At 47.5% G+C, this 13631-nt stretch carries 11 protein-coding genes and 1 riboswitch; of the genes, 10 read left to right on the top strand and 1 reads right to left on the bottom strand.

Features of this window, described 5'->3' with window-relative positions; translation table 11 throughout:
- Positions 1-188: 188 nt before the first annotated feature.
- The 9 genes from MHB80_RS08605 to MHB80_RS08645 all read left to right on the top strand — a co-directional run bounded on the left by MHB80_RS08605 (position 189) and on the right by MHB80_RS08645 (position 10109).
- Positions 189-716, top strand: coding sequence for a hypothetical protein (locus MHB80_RS08605; RefSeq protein WP_341281757.1), 528 nt, complete (start codon positions 189-191; stop codon positions 714-716).
- A gap of 116 nt (positions 717-832) precedes the next feature.
- Positions 833-1390: a hypothetical protein gene (locus MHB80_RS08610; protein WP_341281758.1), complete on the top strand. Its 558-nt coding sequence runs from the start codon at positions 833-835 to the stop codon at positions 1388-1390.
- A gap of 217 nt (positions 1391-1607) precedes the next feature.
- A complete protein-coding gene (locus MHB80_RS08615; RefSeq protein WP_341281759.1) occupies positions 1608-2045 on the top strand; it encodes an ACT domain-containing protein in 438 nt (145 codons plus the stop codon).
- A gap of 45 nt (positions 2046-2090) precedes the next feature.
- Positions 2091-3377: a homoserine dehydrogenase gene (locus tag MHB80_RS08620; RefSeq protein ID WP_341281760.1), complete on the top strand. Its 1287-nt coding sequence runs from the start codon at positions 2091-2093 to the stop codon at positions 3375-3377.
- 35 nt (positions 3378-3412) lie between these two features.
- Positions 3413-4390, top strand: coding sequence for a homoserine kinase (thrB, locus tag MHB80_RS08625; RefSeq protein WP_341281761.1), 978 nt, complete (start codon positions 3413-3415; stop codon positions 4388-4390).
- A complete protein-coding gene (gene pheA, locus MHB80_RS08630; protein WP_341281762.1) occupies positions 4387-5280 on the top strand; it encodes a prephenate dehydratase in 894 nt (297 codons plus the stop codon). Before thrB ends, pheA begins: the two co-directional genes overlap by 4 nt.
- Before the next feature lie 282 nt (positions 5281-5562).
- On the top strand, positions 5563-7533 hold the full coding sequence (locus MHB80_RS08635) for a LysM peptidoglycan-binding domain-containing protein (RefSeq protein ID WP_341281763.1): 1971 nt from the start codon (positions 5563-5565) through the stop codon (positions 7531-7533).
- Positions 7534-7836: 303 nt separating this feature from the next.
- Positions 7837-8997 (top strand): helix-turn-helix domain-containing protein, encoded by a 1161-nt coding sequence (locus tag MHB80_RS08640; protein WP_341281764.1) that lies wholly within the window; start codon positions 7837-7839, stop codon positions 8995-8997.
- A gap of 116 nt (positions 8998-9113) precedes the next feature.
- Entirely contained in the window at positions 9114-10109 is a 996-nt protein-coding gene (locus tag MHB80_RS08645; protein ID WP_341281765.1) for an ABC transporter substrate-binding protein, read from the top strand.
- Positions 10110-10181: 72 nt separating this feature from the next.
- Here MHB80_RS08645 and MHB80_RS08650 read toward each other — a convergent pair whose 3' ends face one another.
- Positions 10182-11213 carry a hypothetical protein gene (locus tag MHB80_RS08650; RefSeq protein WP_341281766.1) on the bottom strand — a complete coding sequence of 344 codons (1032 nt, stop codon included), beginning with the start codon at positions 11211-11213 and terminating at the stop codon, positions 10182-10184.
- Between the two features lie 274 nt (positions 11214-11487).
- A riboswitch (cobalamin riboswitch) is annotated at positions 11488-11757 on the top strand.
- A gap of 281 nt (positions 11758-12038) precedes the next feature.
- Between MHB80_RS08650 and MHB80_RS08655 the strand changes: the two genes are divergently transcribed.
- Positions 12039-13613 carry an ABC transporter substrate-binding protein gene (locus MHB80_RS08655; RefSeq protein ID WP_341281767.1) on the top strand — a complete coding sequence of 525 codons (1575 nt, stop codon included), beginning with the start codon at positions 12039-12041 and terminating at the stop codon, positions 13611-13613.
- The last annotated feature ends 18 nt before the right edge of the window (positions 13614-13631 follow it).

Here is a 13631-nt window from a genome sequence, read left to right on the forward strand (position 1 = left end):
CTAAAGCTGTTATAACCTGCTGAAAAAGGTGTAATAGCTATACAGAGCAGCTTATTGATTCGGCCTATTTAAGGCATAAACAAGTGGAGATAAGGGTTAGGAGGTATGCTGAATCAGTAGCGAGCATGGCTCAGGCAGCAGAGACTGCGAGGCCATGGAAAACTGTAGTTGAAAGGATGTTTAATGTAATGAGAAGAAGCAAAGTACTCTCCTTAATTACGATGGTGAGTATTTCCGTATGGCTCAGTGCTTGCAGCGACGATACGGGGGATGGCGGCAGTGGCGCCTCAGCAGCGATGGACCGGACATGGCCTGCGCAGGCAGCGGCGGGTCAGCACGAGAGGCAGGCGGAACCGAAGCAAACCGAGCTGCCAGATGGCAGTGAACCGTCTTCGGCTCTTGCAAGACCGGCTGATCTGCCAAAAGATTTTCCGATTCCCGATGACGCTGTTATCATGACCTCCTCCAATTCGGTAAATGAGGGCAAGATAGTGATATTGCTCAATTTTACGACAAAAAAGTCGATGGATGAGCTTGCTAAGCTTTATCAAGCCTATACGATAGATAAAAAGCTGGAAAATGGCAGCGTGACGTTTACGGATTCGAAGCTTATGATTGAGGGCTCGATTGATAAAACGCATTCGATATGGCTGCTGGGCACTACACTTTCAGAAGCGGGCGTTTCACAAATTACAGTAACCTGGTCGGAAAATTGACTAGCGTTTAGCAGCAATTAGCAGCAATTATTAAGCTGGATGCAGCCTTGCATGAAGATTCCTTGCATGAGCTGCTGTGATGATGATTTTTACTTTGAGTGAGAGGATGTTAAAACATGAAAAAAAATAAATGGTTTTCTTTATTGTCGGTCGTTATTATAGCGGGTGTCGTGAGCGCCTGCGGCGATAATGCCGCGAACGGGACAAATACAGCTCCTCAGGAAACGACGAGTGCAGCTCCAGGAAATACAGCGGAAAGCGCAAGCCCTGGAGCAGAAGCGACGCCAAGCGATGCTGCTGCGTCATCCCCATCTCCTTCGGATGAGGGTAAAGGCGGAGGAGAATCGTCTGAAAGCGTGAGACCCGGCTATTTGCCCGCCGATTTCCCGATTCCCGATGATGCGGTTATTATAAATTCGACGGAAAATATCGATGACGGCAAAAAATCGGTTTTGCTTGTTTTCAAGACGAAGGAAAGCTTCGACAAGCTGGGCCAATTGTACAAAGATTATGTAAATGAAAAGAAGCTGAAGGACGGTGCCCAGACGATAGATGATAAAAATATTGTGATTCAGGGAACGATTTCCGGCTCTGAATTTATATCGATCATCGGCGGCAAGCTGGCTTCCGAGGAAGGCATTTCCGAGCTGACTGTCACTTGGACAGAGCAGTAGGCTGCGCAGCGCGCGAGGCGGACGTTTTGCCGTGATAACCACAAAGTAATGATGAAATTGAATTCGTTCCCTGCGAAGCTTAACTTTGCGGGGAACGTTTTTTTGAGGACGATTCTAGATAAAAAGCGGATTATCATTTAAACCTATTGCCCCAGCCCTATGATTCCGCTATAATGTCCTTTATAGAAGAACAAATGTCTTTTTAGGGGGGACGGAAGTGACGCAGCGGTATTTTGCTGTACGGGAGGATATGCTGCCGGAAGCCATTCTCAAGACATTGCAGGTGAAGGAGATGCTTGCCAGAGGCGAAGCGGCAACGGTGCATGAGGCGGCCGAGAAGGCGAACCTGAGCAGGAGCGCTTTTTACAAGTATAAAGATGGCGTTTATGCGATGCATCAAATTAATCGTGAGCGGCTAGTAACCATTTCCATGGAGCTGGAGCATCGATCGGGCGTGCTGTCAAAGGTGCTGTCGCTCGTGGCGGCGCATGAAGGCAATGTGCTGACGATAAACCAAAGCATTCCCCTGCAAGGACTTGCCCATGTGGTCATTTCAGTTGACGTTTCCCAGCTCAGCGGGGATTTGGACTCTTTAATGGATGTTATTCGCAGCCAGCAGGGCGTGCGTAAAGCCGCCGTAATCGGGCAAGGCTGATGAAATAGAACGTTATTTTATTGAAGTATAAATGGAGGGAATCATATGAAACCAATTAAAGTAGGCTTGCTAGGGCTTGGAACAGTAGGAACAGGTGTCGTCCGCATCGTGGAAGGACATCAGGAGGATCTGCAAAGCCAGACCGGTTCGGCAATTGAAATTGCGAAGGTGCTCGTCAGCAACAAAAACAAAGCGCGCGATATTTCAATCGATCCATCCAAGCTGACAGAGGACCCTTGGGAAATTATCCACAATCCCGAAATTGATGTAATCGTCGAAGTCATGGGCGGAATTGAACAGACGAAGCCATATATTATTGAAGCTTTATCGCGCGGCAAGCACGTCGTGACTGCCAATAAAGATTTGATGGCGCTGCATGGTACGGAAATTCTGGCAGTTGCTCAGGAGCATGGCTGCGATGTGCTTTATGAGGCGAGCGTAGCTGGCGGCATTCCGATTATCCGTACTTTGATCGAAGGCTTCTCCTCCGACCGGATTACTAAAATTATGGGTATCGTTAACGGCACGACGAACTATATTTTGACGAAAATGAGCCAGGAAGGTGCTTCGTACTCTGATGTGCTTAAGGAAGCTCAAGCACTCGGCTATGCGGAGTCCGATCCGACCTCTGACGTTGAGGGACTGGATGCTGCGCGCAAAATGACGATTTTGGCGACGCTTGGCTTCCGTGCCAAAGTGGCCTTGGATGATGTATCCGTTCAAGGAATTTCATCGGTCAGCCGTGAAGACATCCAATATGCGAAGCGTCTGGGTTATGAGCTTAAGCTGCTTGGCATCGCAGAGCGTCAAGATGATGAATTCAGCATTAGTGTACAGCCAACGATGGTGAAGCAAACGCATCCTATCGCGTCGGTTAATGGCGTATTCAACGCCGTATATGTACATGGCGAAGCAGTTGGAGAAACGATGTTTTATGGCCCGGGCGCTGGCGGCATGCCTACGGCTACCTCGATTGTTGCCGATCTCGTGGCAGTTGTGAAAAACTTGAAGCTTGGCGTTAACGGCAAGCAAGGCATTATGACGTATAAGGAGAAGAAGCTCAAAACCGATGAGCAAATTTCCTCGAAGTATTTCCTGCTCCTCCATGTAGCAGATCGCGCAGGCGTGCTTGCCCGTATTACACAAGTATTTGCGGACTTTGAGGTGAGCTTGGAATCGGTGCTGCAGCAGCCGAACCCCGTCAATCCAGAAGCGGAAATTATCGTCATTACGCACGATGCGAATAAAGCAGCGATACAGAAGGTGTTGCAAACCTTTGAAGAGCTGGATGTTATCCGCAAGGTGAAGAGCGTGTATCGCGTTGAAGGTTAAGCCAACACTAGCAATCGAAGGAGCTTTATAACGTTATGAATAACCGTCGTGTAATTGTAAAGGTGCCTGCGAGCACCGCTAATCTGGGTCCAGGCTTCGATACGCTGGGCATGGCGCTATCCCTTTATGCCTGGGTTGAAATGTCAGTTGCCGAGCGTACGGTGCTGCGCCTATACGGAGACGAAATGACAGGCATCCCTGAGGATAAGTCGAACTTGATCTATAAAGTGGCGCAGCTTGTATTTAAGGAAGCGGGTGTACAGGTACCAGAGCTGGACATTGCGATGTACAGCAATATTCCGCTTACACGCGGACTTGGCAGCAGCGCTTCGGCGATCGTAGGTGCGCTGGTTGCCGCCAATGCGTTAATCGGCAGTCCGCTGTCTGATGATAAGCTGTTTCAGATGGCGACAGCGCTGGAGGGCCACCCGGACAATGTTGGCGCGTCGCTGTTTGGCGGCATTGTCGTGTCCGCTTGGGATGGAGAGCGGGCAGATTATGTTCGTCTGGCGCCGCATAAGAAGCTGGAGGCGCTCGTTGCAATTCCCGCATTCCAGCTGTCTACGGAGAAGGCTCGTCATGCGCTGCCGAAACAAATCAGCATGCAGGATGCGGTATTTAATGTGAGCCGCAGCTCGCTGCTCGTTGCGGCTCTTGCCAGCGGCGAGCTAGGGCTCATTCGCCATGCGATGCGGGATCGCCTGCATCAGCCATACCGGGCAGCGCTTATTCCCGGCATGGCGGAAATTTTGGCCAAAGCGGCCGATTATGGCGCGCTGGGAGCAGCTTTAAGCGGCGCAGGCCCGACGCTGATCGCTTTTGTAGAGTCGGACAGCCCTCGCAAGCAGGAGCTGGAGAATTTTCTGCTGGGAACGTTGAAGCAGGAAGGGATTGAAGCGCAGACGCTATGGCTGAAGCCATGTGCGGAAGGGCCGGTAGTTACGATAGATCAGGCAGAGGCTGGCACAGAATCGCTGGGCTTGCTTGAGCGGATTAGAGGAGAGGCCGTATGAGTACGACTAAATCGGTTGCTTTACTGCCAGCAGGTTCTGTATCAGATGAAGCGGCACGTCAGTTTTTTACTGGAGAAGAAGTAGCGTGGAAGCATCATCGACTCATTGCCGATGTGTTTCTGTCGACGGTTAAAGGGGAAAGCGGCTACAGCATTATTCCGATTGAGAACACAATTGAAGGCTCGGTTAGTCTGCATATGGACTGGATGGTTCATGAAGTGGACTTGCCGATTCAGGCCGAATGGGTGTATCCTTCCATTCAAAATTTAATCGGCAGGCGTTTAGAGCTGACGAATGAGTATGGCGCCGTAGATTATTCCCGTGTGAAAAAGGTAATCAGCCACCCGGTGGCAATGGCGCAGTGCTTGCAGTTTCTTAGAAGCGAAATTCCACATGCTGAGACCGAGCATGTCGGCAGTACATCTGAAGCGGTGCGTATCGTACGTGACAATCCGGGAGCAGGCTGGCTGGCGATTGGTACTTCAAGAGCGGCAGCAAACAATGAGCTTGATATTTTGCAGGCGAGCATTACCGACCACAGCAACAACTATACGCGATTTTTACTCGTGGGTGAGCAGCCTTATACGGCGCGGCAGTCGGATTTCAAGAAGACGAGTATTTTGGTGAATTTGCCGGATGACTATCCAGGTGCGCTGCATCAGGTGTTGTCAGCTTTCGCATGGCGCCGCATCAATCTGTCGCGTATTGAATCGCGTCCGACGAAGAAAAAGCTGGGTAATTCCTATTTTTATATCGACATTGAGATGTCGCTTGATACCGTGCTGCTGCCGGCTGCGATTTCTGAAATTGAAGCTATTGGTTGTCAGGTACGCGTGCTGGGCAGTTATCCAAGCTTTACGTATGAGCAGCTCCAGCAGTCGAAAGGATAATAGCTCGGGCTCGGGTAACAGATTTGGGGAATGCGGCAAGTTACCGCATCTCTTCTTAGCTGTAAGGATAGATTAAATGGCTGAATTAGGCCCAGGCAATTGATTTTTGCTAATAGCGAGACGCACAGCTTCTGGGAAGCTGGCTGCGGCTCGCTATTTTTTTTACAAAGTGGGGGACACCTGCCCATGTGCTGCATAGGATATAAAGATTGATAGCAAGCAAACATGCACGGCAGTATTTATGCTTGTTATTTAAAGAACGTGACAGGAGGTTGTCGGGAAGTGAAAATTTATGTAGTGAAGAAAGGCGATTCCCTCTACTTAATCGGTCAGAAGCATCATGTTACGGTTGAGGAGATTTTGAAGCTTAATCCTTCCATTACGAATCCAGACGTCATTGAGGTGGGCATGAAAATTAAAATCCCATCCTCATCCCATGGAACTGGTGGAATGGACATTATGCACCAATATGTGGTGAAGCAGGGGGATACGCTGTGGAAGCTATCCAAAGCATGGGGAGTTCCGCTCGCCGATATGATCAAAGCGAATCCTCAACTTAAAAATCCCAATGTGCTTATGACAGGCGAAATTGTCAATGTGCCTAAAGCAGGCCATATGACGACTACACCGGATACAGGCGCGGGGACTACGGGAGCAGGGACGACTGCAGCTGGAACCGGCGGTCATGCAGGACATCATGCCCTGCATCCGCTGTCGGTCATGCAAGGCGTACAGCAATGGGTTGGCGGTAAAAAACCGACAGGGCAAATACCTGGCAAAACGCCGACTGCGCCAGTAACCGAAAAAACGCCAACCGCTCCTATTGCGAAGACACCAACTGCGCCAATAACGAAGATGCCCACCGCGCCAATAACGAAGACGCCAACCGCTCCCATTGTGACGCCTACATTGCAGGAGGCAGCACCTGCACCACAGCCAAAACCGCTGCCAATTGAGAAGCCAGTGGAGAAAAAGACGTACCCGGTTTATTCCCATCATCAGCAAAGCGTTGACTTGTTTATGCAATATGGCACGCCTGCGGTAGAAGCCTCATCGACTTATCCGACTACGACTGTATCTCCCGCTGCAACTGCTCCTGCTTGGCCGCAATACGGTGGCTACGGCATGCCTACGACGGTATCACCTGCCCAAACAGGCGGTTACGGTCATTGGGAGCAGCCAACTATGGTTAGCCCTGCGAGCCAGGGAGGAGGCTATAATCCATGTCCTCCAGGCATGTATCCGATAGGTGGTATCGGCGCCGGTGGCTACGGTTATGGCGGTCAAGTGTCGCCAGCTGAGACACATGGTTACGGTTATGGCGGAATGGTATCGCCGTCAGAAACGCAAGGTTACGGCTATGGTGGAATGGTATCACCTGCGGCGACGCAAGGTTACGGCGGAATGGTATCGCCGTCAGAAACGCAAGGCTACGGCTATGGTGGAATGGTATCACCTGCGGAGTCGCAAGGTTATGGCGGAATGGTATCGCCGTCAGAAACGCAGGGCTACGGCTATGGTGGAGCCGTATCGCCAGCAAGCACGCAAGGTTACGGCGGAATGGTATCGCCGTCAGAAATGCAGGGCTACGGCTATGGTGGAGCCGTATCGCCAGCAAGCACACAAGGTTACGGCGGAATGGTATCGCCAGCAGAAATGCAGGGCTACGGCTATGGTGGAGCCGTATCGCCAGCAAGCACACAAGGTTACGGCGGAATGGTATCGCAGTCAGAAACGCAGGGCTACGGCTATGGTGGAGCCGTATCGCCAGCAAGCACGCAAGGTTACGGCGGAATGGTATCGCCGTCAGAAACGCAGGGCTACGGCTATGGTGGAGCCGTATCGCCAGCAAGCACGCAAGGTTACGGCGGAATGGTATCGCCGTCAGAAACGCAAGGCTACGGCTATGGCGGAGCCGTATCGCCAGCGAACACGCAAGGCTATGGCTATGGTGGAGCCGTATCGCCAATTGGCAACAACTGCAACGGCTATCCCGTTTCAGCATTTCCTCCATTCCCACCGTACGGATATTATCCTATGCAAACCGCTGGAGTAGAGACACAAAAACCATGCAATTGCGGCTGCAAGGATAAGCGTGAAGAAGATGAGGAAGTAAAAGAAATAACGACAATCAATGTGAAAAACGGCAAAAACAATACGCAACGCAAATCCAATAAAAAAGCGGTTATTCGCACCGTTGCCCCTCGCTCGAGAACGAGTAAGCAAAACAGCAGCCCTTGGATTAGCCGTTAAAAAACGTAATGAAGCATCTTGTCTCCTAGTCAAGTCTACAACTGGCAGACCATTAACAAGAGCGCTGCCCAACAAGCTGTCTTCGGTATCGAACCGAAGACAGCTTGTTTCATTTTCTTTGCGGATCACAACGGTTTAGAAGCGCATGTCATTTTCGATTCTGCTTAGTTTCATTTATTTGATACTGTTCATGAGGTTGATGCTATAATCAAGTCATTAGAAAGCTCAAACCACTGTAAATGGCGGCATTCTACTTGGACAACTGACAGAAGCTTCGTTGACTTGGAGGTTAGCATGGTTGCAATGAGTAAAGGTGAAAAAACGACAGGAACAAAAAGATTGTTAAAGGATAGAATTGAGGAAACGGCTCTGTATATGGAAGCACATTTTGGCGATAGATTGACAAGGAATCAACTTGCACAAATGGCTGGGCTAAATCCAGAGCATTATTCAAGATTATTCAAAACATATAAGGGGCAATCTCCCGTTGACTTTTTGACGGAACTGCGAATACAGGCAGCCAAGCTGCTGCTGCAGCGTCCGGGCATCACAGTCAAACAGGTTGGAAGAATGGTTGGCTTCGACGATCCTTATTATTTTAGCCGCCGCTTTAAGTTAAATACGGGCGCCGCACCTTCAGCGTACAAACAAGAAAAGCCATTGCGTGTTGTAGCGGTTGACTACTATGGGCATATACGAGCGCTTGGTATTCGTCCTGTAGGTGTCAGCGCAGGCATGGTCGGACTTAGAGGGCTGCTTGCGGACTGGTCTGATGATGCTCTAGATGTAGGAATAGATGAATTCCCCTATTATGACTCGGATGCAACAGATCAATTAAAGCCCGATATTGTGATAGGTCCACCTTCCTGGCTGCAGCGTGGGCAGTGCGGAGCTAAGGTTATAGAGGTGGATGACAAAAAAGATCCTTTATATATTCAATTTAAAGCAATTGGAAGTGCTTTAGGTTTGGAGCGACAGGTAGAGGAATGGCTGCGGAATTATGAAGAGAGAGCTCTTGAGCTTAGAAACAGGTTGTTTAGGAAGATGGAAGGGCAGACGATTGCGGTTTTCCGTGTTCGGGCTGATTTTCTTCAAATGTATGGAAACCAAATTATGGGCTATTCGTTGTACCATTCGCTTGGTTTGACACCACCTTATAAGCTTGCGAAGCAATTCGAAATAAACGGTAGCTATCACTCCACAGTCATAAATCTGGATGAGCTGCCTTTTTTCAGGGCGGATCACCTTATCGTCGTCGTGCAGCCTGATGAGGAGACTCGCCAAGTATGGGCCGACATTCAAGAGTCTTCTGTATGGTTATCCTTCCCCGCCGTGCGCAGCGGCAATATTTATCAAGTTGATGTACACCAGTGGCTGGCTTATGATCCGTTGTCTATTATGGCGCAAATGGAAGAAGCGGCTGTGCTATTAGGCGCAGGAATTGAGGGAGAAGAATATGAATAAGATACATAACAATCCATCAGCAATCATGATAGTGTATGGATATTATCAAGAAGGAAGCCCTATAATCGATTATGATAATCATTATTAATCATAGGACTGAAGGGGAATAAGAAGAAATGAAACAGTTAAGCAGCAGCAGAGGATTATATATAGCAGGAATGCTGGTCATTTTATTCGTTATTGCGGCATGTGGTTCAATGACAGACAAGCCGTTGGAGGACGGAGGAAGCAACACTGCTCTGAACGCAGCACAAGCCGATGCGGCTGCGGGGACAAGAGTATTCACCGACGATATGGGGAGGGATGTAGAAATTCCAGTCTCGCCGCAAAAGGTTGCTGTATGCGAATTTTCTTCGGTGGCCATAACGGTTGGCATTCAGCCGATTGCGGTTTGCGATAATGATTTTCTTAACTCGTTCATAAAACCATCACTGGCAGGCGTTGATTCTATCGGTGATCCGCCAAATGTTGAGAAAATAGTAGAGCTTTCGCCGGATTTAATGATTTTCAGTTCTGTCTATCCAGAAATCTATCCAGATATTATGGATAAATTAGAAAAAGTATCTCCGATTGTGTACATCAAGTTCAGCGATCCGATTTATGATGTTTTTCCTAAAGTTGCGGATGTATTGGGTAAGAAGTCGTTAGCGAGTGGTTGGATCAAAGATTACGAGGCAGAGAGGGATGTTTTGCGAGCGAAGGTGAAACAGTCCATCGGAGATGAATCGGTTTCTATTCTCCTTATCGAGGAAGGCGGACTGCGAATTTATTTGAGTACAAACTTTGGCGGGTATGTCGTGAGGACAGCCTTGCAAGCCAAAGCAGTCGATAAGGTTCAGGCAGAAATGAATAAGGATCGTTGGAAAAATGCGGTTGTCGTCTCGCAGGAGCTGCTTCCAGAGTATGTTGGGGATCATCTGCTGCTCATTGTAGAGGATGAGGAAGACTACAATGAGCTTCTGAAATCAGGCTTATGGCAAGGATTGCCGGCAGTCAAGAATGGAAATGTATATCTACTCGACCAAGACAAATATTATCTGGCAGACAGTATTACAATTAGAGAAACGATGAAAGAAGTGGCTGACTTGCTAGCTTCTGGTGGGAAAAAGTAAACTCGTCCATGCTCATCATTCACTTAGCCTAAAACGTCTAATAGAAGCCATGCAGTCACCATAAACGGTCTTCTAGCCATCCTTCAACTGGTCCACAACCTCTTGAAGCAAAACCATTTCCGTCTCCTTTAATTTATGCAATTGCTCCATTTGCTTGTACAAAGCATCCGAGCTTCGAGTAAACAAATATTTTAAAATGAAATTTCTTAGAGCATGCACATCCGCCTCGAGCTTTCTCCATCTGTTCAAAATTTGATTATCATCAATCAAATGCTTGTTATTAATCATGTAGTCTAATCGCATAGTCATACATTTCTTATGGTCGTAAAGCAGGTGAAACGATCTAATATCAAATACTACCTCCTCTTGAGCCAAATATTTTAAATAGTCGGAGGCCTTGTCGTATACATTAATGCCAAAGGTTAGCCCAGGTGTGCCTAAAGCCTCGTTGTAATATTCATCTGTATGTGACCTGGACAAGAGATAGGCTTTCATCGTATTTTTTACGTATTTTAGAGAAAAAGCATAGTCGTTATTTTCGAGAGGCTTCAATAAATAAAGATGCTGTTTAAAATCATGGGCTTCAATTTCCAATAAATGAAACGCTCTGCTAAAAGCCTCGTAATCACAGGTGATATTCGTTGTGTATTTTCCATTGGCATTATTGTCGCAGAAATACAGCTTTTTATTGGCATCATCATACCCATTTATCATGACTTCATGTGGAGACTTCGCAGTAATTTCATATTCTTTTATATAAAAACGGTCGATCATAACGATCACATAATAGCCGCCGTCAATCGATGCTTTAATAAAATCAAGCAGGTCATTATTCAAAATAGTCGAGCTTCGCCTGTCTATCGCTATCCGCTGAAAATCAATAAAAGGGCAGTCATAAAACTCAACCATTTTATCTCTATAATAACCATTGTAGAAAAAGGTATATAATTGGTTTGGATCTGGAATATCGAATAAATTAATATAATTATTCATAAACCACATTTTTTTCGAATCTACGCGAGATATAATCGAATAAAAATCACTGTAAAACCAATAGGAATCAATAATTTGCTTTACTTCGACTGGAAGGATTTTCACCGACAATGTGATCATTCCTTTTCTAATTGATAGAGTACCTATTGGACTAATTTAATAAATAAGCTCATCATGCGTGAAGTATTTTCAATATATCATTACTGGAAAAAATATGAAAGTTTTATATTGAAAATACTTTCATTTAGCTTGTTTAAGGCACTGGGGCGTGTGCATTATGATGGAGCTATAGCTTACTTAAATCAAAATGTTGACAGATCAGCACTTCCTCCCTAAGATTAAGAGTGGATTACGGACAAGACAGGCTGATTAGCCTGCAAAACTTCATAATTGAATGAAAATAGGTGCGGTACGAAGGCAAGGACATATACGCCTTAGTTCGCTTAAAAGGGAAGTTCGGTTAAAGGCCGACACGGACCCGCCACTGTATAGGGCAGCAGCTAATCATTAATTAAGCTGCGCTCCCCTCACAAATGAACCACTGGCTGATGAGCTTCTTTTCGTCGCAGGACGAATTGCAGAGGCTCGCGCTAGCCGGGAAGGGAAGAGAGGGAGGCCCCAAGTCAGGAGACCTGCCTGTTTTAACATCACTGTTTGACCTACGGTGCTTAGGGAGGTGGTTGGTTATGCCCATTTATTGCAAAATGTCTAACGATTATTTGCTGCTCCATGACGAGCAGACGCAGATAAGGTTTAGTTATTTATCATAAAAGCATTTCTGACTGCTTTCTTAAGGGTCGGGGATGCTTTTTTTAAATATAGGAAAGGATATGATTTTTCTATCCTTTCTCTATATTTCTACGCGAAACGGTAGCTTTGCCGCCACAGGACGGCTTTCGGCCGTTTACGCTTACTTAAAGGGGAGACAAAAGAAAAATGAACAACACGAAGAAGCCATTTAGCTTTTCACTTGGAATGATGATCGTTTGCTTGATGCTGGTGCTTGCAGGATGCAGCACGAATGCTGACTCAAACACAGGGAAGGGCACCAATGCTGCCGGGGAAAACAATGCTTCTGCCGCAAATAAAACACTGACAATGGCGTACACCTGGAACCCAGCAGGCGTTGACCCGCATGGCGATGACAGCTGGGACGTTATGCGCTCTGGCGCAGGGGAAACGCTTATTAAATTGAATGAGCAGCTGCAGCCGGCTGCTTGGCTTGCGAAGGAGTGGAAGCAGGAGGATGCTAACACGTGGACGCTCAAGCTGGAGAACAACGTAACGTTCCACGACGGCAAAAAGATGGATGCAGAAAGCGTGAAAGCTTCACTGCTTCGTTCCATTGAAAATAGCCATTTGGCGAAGGATTTGCTGCTGGTGAAAGATATTGAAGTGGTTGCACCGGATGAGCTGAAAATTATAACAACACAGCCGAACTCGGCTATTATTTCCAGCTTGGCTGATCCAAGCACGATTATTCTTGATGTCGACAGCATAAAGGAAGCGGGCAGCTACCCGGCCATGACGGGAGCTTTCAAAATCAAGCAGTTTACGAAAGACGTATCGCTTGTTGTTGAGCGTTATGATGGGTATTGGGGACAACCGGCGAAGCTTAAGGAAGTGACAATGAAGTTTGTAACCGATGGCAATACCCGACTGATGGCGCTGCAAGCTGGCGAAGTAGATGTTGCAACGGACATTCCGATTGACAGCATTGAGCTGGTAGAGAAGGACAGTAAGCTGGAAGTGCTGTCTGCACCATCGGTTCGTACACATATGGTATTATTTAATATGAATTCTGCTTTGTTTAAAGAAAAGGCGAACCGCGAGGTTGTAGATCAAGCCATTCCGCGCGAGGCGATTATTGAATCGGTTATGCGTGGCTATGGCACGAAAGCGAAAAGCCCGTTCCCGGAAATTTTGCCATTTGGCAAAGTAGCGGAGCAAGCAGCAGGGGAAACGACGGAGCAATTGCTGAGCGCTGGCGGCTGGCAGAAAAATGCTGCAGGCATGTGGGAGAAGGAAGGCAAGCCATTCGAGGCGACGCTCCTTACGTTCCCGCACCGCCCAGAGCTGTCCGTAATGGCAGAGGTTATTCAGAACCAACTGCTTAATGAAGGCATTACCGTGAAAATTCGCAAGGTTGAAAATATTGATGCTGAGCTTGCGAAGTCCGATTGGGATCTTGCTATGTACAGCATGCTGACAGCACATACAGGCGATCCGCAATATTTCTTGAACATTTTCTATCAATCAGCTAGCGAATCGAATGTCAGCCATTATGTATCGAAGCCGCTTGAGACGGTTATTAACAAGCTGAACGAAACGTCTGCTACAGAAGCACGCAATGCGCTTGCGATAGAAGCTCAGGACATTATTAATGAAGATTTGCCGCAGTCGTTTATCGTACACCCCGACAATGTATTTGGCGTGAAAAAAGGGGTAACGGGCTTTATTCCGCATCCGATCGAATATTATTATGTGACAGCTGAAGTTGATATCACCTAAGTAAAGGGTGTACCTAAG

Source organism: Paenibacillus sp. FSL H8-0537 (assembly GCF_038051995.1).
GTDB lineage: Bacteria > Bacillota > Bacilli > Paenibacillales > Paenibacillaceae > Pristimantibacillus.

Coding starts and splice junctions, on each gene's coding strand:
- MHB80_RS08605 (WP_341281757.1), top strand. CDS start 189: ATGAGAAGAAGCAAAGTACTCTCCTTAATTACGATGGTGAGTATTTCC.
- MHB80_RS08610 (WP_341281758.1), top strand. CDS start 833: ATGAAAAAAAATAAATGGTTTTCTTTATTGTCGGTCGTTATTATAGCG.
- MHB80_RS08620 (WP_341281760.1), top strand. CDS start 2,091: ATGAAACCAATTAAAGTAGGCTTGCTAGGGCTTGGAACAGTAGGAACA.
- thrB (WP_341281761.1), top strand. CDS start 3,413: ATGAATAACCGTCGTGTAATTGTAAAGGTGCCTGCGAGCACCGCTAAT.
- pheA (WP_341281762.1), top strand. CDS start 4,387: ATGAGTACGACTAAATCGGTTGCTTTACTGCCAGCAGGTTCTGTATCA.
- MHB80_RS08640 (WP_341281764.1), top strand. CDS start 7,837: ATGAGTAAAGGTGAAAAAACGACAGGAACAAAAAGATTGTTAAAGGAT.
- MHB80_RS08645 (WP_341281765.1), top strand. CDS start 9,114: ATGAAACAGTTAAGCAGCAGCAGAGGATTATATATAGCAGGAATGCTG.
- MHB80_RS08655 (WP_341281767.1), top strand. CDS start 12,039: ATGAACAACACGAAGAAGCCATTTAGCTTTTCACTTGGAATGATGATC.